The sequence below is a fragment of the Nitrospirae bacterium CG2_30_53_67 genome, from assembly GCA_001873285.1.
Taxonomy (GTDB): domain Bacteria; phylum CG2-30-53-67; class CG2-30-53-67; order CG2-30-53-67; family CG2-30-53-67; genus CG2-30-53-67.
This window is the reverse complement of record MNYV01000008.1, coordinates 1-5,812: the sequence shown is the minus strand read 5'-3', so window position 1 is coordinate 5,812 and position 5,812 is coordinate 1. Positions and strand designations below refer to the sequence as shown.

Below are 5,812 nucleotides of genomic sequence, written 5' to 3'. Positions count from 1 at the left end.
ACAAACACCACTGGGTCAGGAAGACATCCATGGATGCCCTGGGCAGGCTCCTCTCACCGGATTCGATATTACGCAGGGAGACCTTGCCCATCCTTCACAATGTCCTTGGAGAGGAGAGCCCCTGGACGCGTGCGAGTGCAATTCGTGTCCTCACCGTCCTCGAAGATCGCTCATGTATTCCTGATCTGATCCGGCTCCTTCGCGACCCCCAGACCAGGGTCCGCGTGGAAGCGGCTGCCGGCTTGAAGAAACTCCACGCTCTGGAGGCCGAAGGCCAACTCATTGCTTTGCTGAATGACCCGAAGCAGAAGGTCTCGGCAATAGCGGCTTCGGCCCTGGGCCAGTTCAAAAGCCAAAAATCCCTCCCCATGCTTTTTGAGAGATTCAAGGATGCCGGATTCCGGCTCCGGTTATCCATTCTGGAGGCGGTTCATCAGATTGATCCCGCAGGACCGGACCTTCTGCTTGAGGAACTAAAAGCCGCAAACCGGATCAACCTGAAGGTTCTCCGTGAACTCAAAGAAGTCCGTTCCTTTGATCCATCCAGGCTTTTGTATACCCTGGCAAGGATCGGAGAGCCGGAAATCAGAAACCAGTCTATCCGGGCTCTTCATGGGGTGGGTCAACCGGAAAGCAAGGCTTTGCTCCTCTCATTGCTTCAAGACAACGATGCCGCTATCCGCGCTGCGACCATGGATGCCATTGCGCTTTTCCTGAACCCCGCCATGTCGTCGTTCATTAGTGAGATGCGGAATGATCCCGACTTCCTTGTACGGTTGAGGGTCATCCTCGCACTGGGTCTCATCAAGGACCCGGACGCACTTCCGTACCTTCGAAACGCCGTCTATGAGAAGGATTCAAGGATCAGTGCCCATGCCCTGTTGTCCCTGTTCCATTATGCCGAGCCCCAATTTCTAACGTGCTTCCTGGACAAATTCAAAGAGGTCAAGGTGCGGAATCTCCTTAAAAAGATAACTTCCAACAGAGACGACCCCGTGGTTGCTCTTCTGATTGATCAGATACCCGAATCCAAAAAACTCGAATTCCAGATCCTCAAGGATCATACATTAAAGAGCCTTGATCTCTTTTTAGAGGAGCAGATCCTGTCCGGAAAGACGACGAAGAATGAGAAGTTGAAGGCCATGATGATCGCTGGAACCCTGAAAAGGAAGAATCTGAAGAAAGCGCTCAAAAGGGTGATTCTGGAGGATCCCCTTCCCGAGGTTCGGGCAAAGGCGCTGAGGGCCTACTCGGCAGTTGCCGTGATCTCCAAAGAGAAAGAGATTATACAGAAGGCCATCGAGGATCCGTCGTTAGAGGTCCAGACCATGGCCTCCCGCCTTTTGATCCATTTCGAAGAGGAGCCGGTTTAGACGCTGGTTACCGGCTTCGTCCCCCTTTGATTATTCGTATAAGCTTCCGGACAAGGATCACCGCAATCCCGCCGAAGACAGCCGCTCTTGCAGCAGATCTGATCGTGACACCCAAGACCTGAATGTCGAGAAGTTCCTGAAGATTCACATCAAGACCCTTTTCTAAGTTTCCATCAGCATAGACGAACACTGCAAAGAACTCAAAGAAAATTCCCCGCTATCTCATAGCCCAGTTGACAGTCCTTTTAATAAGTGCTATAATCCGACCAATTAACAATACCAGTCTGGAGGTCTCTATGGGTACGAAATTTTCCGAGGACATTATCCCGCTCGGCGCCCTGAAGGTGAACCCCGGGAAGGTGGTTTCGCACGTGAACGAGACGCGCCGGCCGATCCTGCTGACGAGCAGAGGCCGGGGGGTCGCGGTACTCCAGGCGCTCAAGGATTACGAAGAAGAAACCGAGCAGCGCTCCTTCATGCAGGCGGTGGTGAAGGGAATAATGGATCTGGAGGAAGGCCGCGAGATTTCCCTGACCGAGGCGAAGAAACGCCTCGGTCTGAAGTAGTCCGATGGCCGGCAAGGTCTCGATCACATTTGCGGCGTCCGCAATCGGCGACCTGGAGGAACTGCAGGCGTATTACGCCGGCGAAGGGGCGCCCGATGTCGGGGTGCGGCTCACGAACGAGATCATCAGCCTGATCGAGCGTCTGAGCGCCCATCCCCGGAGCGGACGCGTTGTGCCTGAGTTCCAGGTCGAGCATCTGCGAGAGATCATTTTTCAGCCTTTCCGGATCGTCTACCGCTTTGAAAAAAATAAAGTTCGTATCGTCCGCGTCTGGCGGGGTGAACGGCTTCTGAAAATGCCATGACCATATCCGGCAGCAATGAAGGGGCATGTTCCATGTTCTCTGCCGCTAACCCATCTGTCCCTTTTGCCCGTCTCCCAAAATCCGCGATAGAAATTCCAAAATTATTCCTTCTCCCTTCATGGGAGAGGACAGGGTGAGGGTGAATCGTTTTCACCTTTAAGGTTACCCCTCCCCCACACCCCCTCCCGCGCAAGGGGAGGGGGATTTGTTGGGAGAACAATTTTCTATCTCTGTTTTTGGGCGTCTCATAGGGATTGTTTTTTCATGCTTTCTCTGGTATGATGCCCAAGGATTTCTGAGGGGATGCGATGATGATCGAGAACATTTTGGTGCAGGAGGCCGGCCTCCTCCAATGGGAGCTCCGGGTCTTCTGGGTGGTTGTGACCCTTTACGGGATCAGCGCATTATTTTACCTGTTCCATCTCTTTGCCCCAGATCGTGGAAGCGGAAAAATCGGCTCCTGGATCTTACGCACGGCTGTGCTTCTTCATACGGGTATGATCCTGCTCCGAAGCTATGCAGGGGGACGGCCCCCCTTTCAAAGCCTGTACGAGTCCCTTTCCTGGTTTTCCTGGTCCACGGTCATGGTCTATCTCTATATGGAGCGGCGCTGGAACAAGGTCTTCCTCCCCGGTCTGATCGTCACCCTCATGGCCTCGGGGGCATGCCTCTTCGCGCTCTTCACCAGAGAACCGGAGATCAACCCCCTCTTCCCGGCCCTGCAGAGTAACTGGTTCGTCCCTCATGTGGTCCTGGCTTTTCTCTCGTATGCCGTATTCGTAGTGAGCTCTTCCGTGGAGATCGTCTATGTGTTCCTTCGGCCGGCCGTGCTCAAAGGCAAGGGAAAGTCCTATGGGCTCTTACCCGGGAACCTTGAAACCTTTCATCGCTCTGCCTATAACCTCGTTCTCTTCGGTTATCCGCTCCTGACCTTTGGGATCATCTCCGGGGCCGTCTGGGCCGACAACGCCTGGGGAAGATTCTGGTCCTGGGACCCCAAGGAGACCTGGTCCCTGATCACCTGGACGGTGTTCACGATCTATATGCATGCCATGACCATCCCAAAATGGCGGGGGTGGCAAGCCTCTCTTTTTAACATACTCGGTTTCATCTGCATGATCATGACCTTCATCGGGGTGAGCTGGCTGGCCAAACTCTTCAGTATCGAAAGCCTTCACATCTATGCCTTGTGACGGGAAATAGACCATGGACCGGATACGAAAGAGCTGGATCTATAAAAAACTCATTTCCATTAAGACCGCGATCTTTCTGCTTTGCGTCCTGAGCTTCTTCTATTCCATTGGGACCATCTTCTCGCAGAACAGTGAATATGCAGAAGAGGGCGGGTTCGCGCTCTGGATCGTCAGGACCTTCCATCTCCTTGACATCTACACCCATCATGCCTCCCCTTTCCTCTATATTGCGATCCTCTTCTGGATCAGCCTCTTTCTCTGCACAATGGACCGATGGATGGTGTTGAGGAAGAACCGAAGAAAGATCGGATTTACTCTTTTTTCGCTCAAGACGTTCAAGGGCTCTCCCGGGTACCGGGAGGTCCGCATGCAAGGGAACAATGACCCAGGACCGGTTCTCAAGAACCTGGGGTTTTCCATCCGCAAACAAAAAGAGGACATGCTGGAGGCGGAGATGGGATTCAGTGCGACATGGCTCTCCTGGATCTATCACGCGGCCCTTGTTTTCTGTATCCTCGGATTCTTTACCACCTATCTCTTTTCCTTTGAGTCAGAGGTTACCATCTGGCCGGGAGAGCCCCAGACCATCGCCACAGTCTCGGATCAGACCCGATGGCATCGTTTAATGAATTTATTTATCGGGAACAAGGCCGCATGGAAGGCCCCCGAGGAGAAAACCTTCCGGATCGGCTTGGCCGAGTTCATCACCGAATACACCTATGAATACAAGCTCGATTTCACGGAGGAAAACCGGTGGTGGAAAATGGACAGGATCAGGGCTGTCTTTGCAGAAAGAGACAAACCCCTGCGTTTTAAAATCGACAACCCTTCCTACTATCCAAAGGACTGGAAGAGCCGTCTTCAGATCTATGATGGAGACCGGCTAAAGATGGAAAAGGTCATCGAGGTCAACGATCCGCTCCGGTATCAGGGGCTTGCCTTGTATCAGGCCGCCTACGACCAGAGACTTCATATCCGAATCCCTTCAACCGGGGAGATGTTGACCGTCGATGCCGGAAAGGAGTTCTCGATCCCCGGTGTCAAGGAGAAGATCAGGCTCGAAGGAGCGGTCAAGACCGGATCTCTTTTCACAATGGATGGCCAGGTCCAAAAGATCGTTCCTTTTGTGCCGGTCTCTCTAATTCCTGAGCCAGAAGATGGGGCCAAGCAGAAGGAGGACCAGGGGAAGGTGAAGGAGACGGCACAACCTCTGGAAAAACTGGTCCTGCATGAACCCCTTACGGTAAAGGGACAGACCCTGATCTTCGAGGGCCTTGACGAGGCAACGACTCTGAGCATCCGGCATGACCCCGGGCTTCCCCTCCTCTGGGTGTCATCCTTTCTCTTCATGGGGGTTTTGACTCTCAGGACATGGGGCCGCTGGTACAGGATACGCATGGTCAGAGAAGCGGATACGGTCTTCTTTGTGATCCAGGGACAGGGGATTTTGGCCAGGGAAGAGAGACTTGCCCGTGAGACCGAGGAGGCCTTCCAGCGGACTGGATAGACATCGAGAACATCCCGTCACTCGGATCTTGAAATATCCTTGATCTCGATGATCTCCCCCCACATGTGGAAACCGACCCGGTCTTTCAGAATCTTTCCGGTGAACCTGACCTTGAGGTTATCCTGCTGGAACTCAGGCGGGAGATTGGCCGGGTCATAGTTCTTACCATCGTCGCAGACGATTCCGTAGAATCCTCCCTCAATGGGGATATAACGGACCGTGCCTCTCCCCTCGAGCATCGAGGCATTCACTGCGCAGGAGGCGGTAAAAAAGGCGATGGACAACAACAGATTCATGGTTCTCATCCTGCAGGACCTCCACTGAAGATACAAAGCAAAATCATCCGGCTTCATCGGATTTCTTAAAATTCTAAATCATTCTGTTCAAGGATCTCCCTGACCATCTCGGCCACCTGAGGGTTGGGATCATTCAGAAGCGATTTTAAAACCACACGATCTTCTTCATCTCCGATCAGACCGACGAGGTATGCCGCATCTCCCCTTATTGTCGGGCTTTCATGACCGAGCAGGGGTAGCAGGGATGAGAGGGCCTTTCGGACCTCATCGGGCCTGGTTTTATGCAATTCCTCTATGAGCGCGGTCATACCCATTCTCACCCTGAAACGCTCATCAAGGAGCAGAACGCCTGCCATCTCATAAAGAGAAGGGTCCGACTTGAACATGGCAATGATATTCGACAGGAACCCCTGCTCCATATAATCGGCGATCATCTGCTTCAGTTCGGTTGCTTCCGGGTCCCTGGGCAATACCCCCTCATTTTCTTAAGCAATGATTCCCTTATATATTATTGCATAATTAAAGCGACATAATATTATTCTTAACGTTGCATAGTATACTTATCTTGTCTGC

General features: G+C 52.8%; 8 protein-coding genes. 5 read left to right on the top strand and 3 right to left on the bottom strand.

Annotated elements, in window-relative coordinates:
- Nucleotides 1-29 precede the first annotated feature (29 nt).
- Nucleotides 30-1,373 carry a hypothetical protein gene (locus tag AUK29_00335; GenBank protein OIP66642.1) on the top strand — a complete coding sequence of 448 codons (1,344 nt, stop codon included), beginning with the start codon at nt 30-32 and terminating at the stop codon, nt 1,371-1,373.
- 7 nt (nt 1,374-1,380) lie between these two features.
- On the opposite strand, the gene AUK29_00330 is transcribed toward AUK29_00335, so the two are convergent.
- A complete protein-coding gene (locus tag AUK29_00330; protein ID OIP66641.1) occupies nt 1,381-1,563 on the bottom strand; it encodes a hypothetical protein in 183 nt (60 codons plus the stop codon).
- A 106-nt stretch (nt 1,564-1,669) separates the two neighbouring features.
- Between AUK29_00330 and AUK29_00325 the strand changes: the two genes are divergently transcribed.
- From AUK29_00325 to AUK29_00310, 4 genes are all read left to right on the top strand, one after another.
- A complete protein-coding gene (locus AUK29_00325; GenBank protein ID OIP66640.1) occupies nt 1,670-1,939 on the top strand; it encodes a prevent-host-death family protein in 270 nt (89 codons plus the stop codon).
- 4 nt (nt 1,940-1,943) lie between these two features.
- Nucleotides 1,944-2,243, top strand: coding sequence for an addiction module toxin RelE (locus AUK29_00320; protein ID OIP66639.1), 300 nt, complete (start codon nt 1,944-1,946; stop codon nt 2,241-2,243).
- Nucleotides 2,244-2,554: 311 nt separating this feature from the next.
- Nucleotides 2,555-3,436: a c-type cytochrome biogenesis protein CcsB gene (locus tag AUK29_00315; protein OIP66644.1), complete on the top strand. Its 882-nt coding sequence runs from the start codon at nt 2,555-2,557 to the stop codon at nt 3,434-3,436.
- A 13-nt stretch (nt 3,437-3,449) separates the two neighbouring features.
- A complete protein-coding gene (locus AUK29_00310) occupies nt 3,450-4,943 on the top strand; it encodes a hypothetical protein (GenBank protein ID OIP66638.1) in 1,494 nt (497 codons plus the stop codon).
- Nucleotides 4,944-4,960: 17 nt separating this feature from the next.
- On the opposite strand, the gene AUK29_00305 is transcribed toward AUK29_00310, so the two are convergent.
- Both AUK29_00305 and AUK29_00300 read right to left on the bottom strand, forming a co-directional pair.
- Entirely contained in the window at nt 4,961-5,296 is a 336-nt protein-coding gene (locus tag AUK29_00305) for a hypothetical protein (protein ID OIP66637.1), read from the bottom strand.
- Nucleotides 5,297-5,304: 8 nt separating this feature from the next.
- Entirely contained in the window at nt 5,305-5,673 is a 369-nt protein-coding gene (locus AUK29_00300) for a hypothetical protein (protein OIP66643.1), read from the bottom strand.
- Nucleotides 5,674-5,812: the final 139 nt, after the last annotated feature.